Source organism: Psychroflexus planctonicus (genome assembly GCF_014640195.1).
Taxonomy (GTDB): Bacteria; Bacteroidota; Bacteroidia; order Flavobacteriales; family Flavobacteriaceae; genus Psychroflexus; species Psychroflexus planctonicus.
The window spans coordinates 1-602 of sequence record NZ_BMGM01000029.1; the positions used below are offsets into that span (position 1 = coordinate 1).

Annotated in this window: 1 protein-coding gene; it reads right to left on the bottom strand. The window is 45.7% G+C overall.

The window, feature by feature from the left end:
- Positions 1-602 (bottom strand): FIDD domain-containing protein (locus IEV72_RS13585; protein ID WP_505891265.1); only part of this gene is annotated, 602 nt, incomplete at both ends.

A 602-nucleotide genomic window follows, 5' to 3' on the forward strand; every position in this document is an offset into this window, starting at 1 on the left:
GCTTCTACGTAAATCAGCATCGGTGGATTGCTCGTGTTGATGTAATCCGTGGGATCTGCTATTTGATTTTCCTGATTGTTTAAGTCTGTTTCGCTTTCGTAATACGTAAAGCTGATGCTTCCAGGTACAGGCGATAAACCGGTTAACTCTTCTTGTTTTTGGGTCAGATCAAAGTTTCCGGTCGGGAAGTTCGCTTCTGGGTTGGCTTGGGTGTTACAAACTTCTAGCGGTGTTGGAGTGCTTAAGTCTGGGTATGCTTCTACGCTAATCGTAAAGCTATTGTCGTCTGTAAAGCCAAATTGATCGATGCAACCGGTTTCGGTGTCGGTTAGACGAACGTAAATGCTTTGTGGGTTGGTGTTGTTGGTATAATTGCTCGGTACAGCGATGGCGTTGGTGCCTGCTTCTGCATCGGCTTGGGTTTCATGGTAGGTTACGGTAAGATTTTCTGCATCTTGTGTTCCGATGGCATTGGCGGTGTTTTGTGCCAAGTTGAATGCTGCAAATCCGTTGAGTGTATCATCATCACAAATCACCAAGTCTTCTAGTGTTTGGATGCGTGGGCTTTCTTCTACTTGCAGCTCCAAGGCTTGGATGGTAAA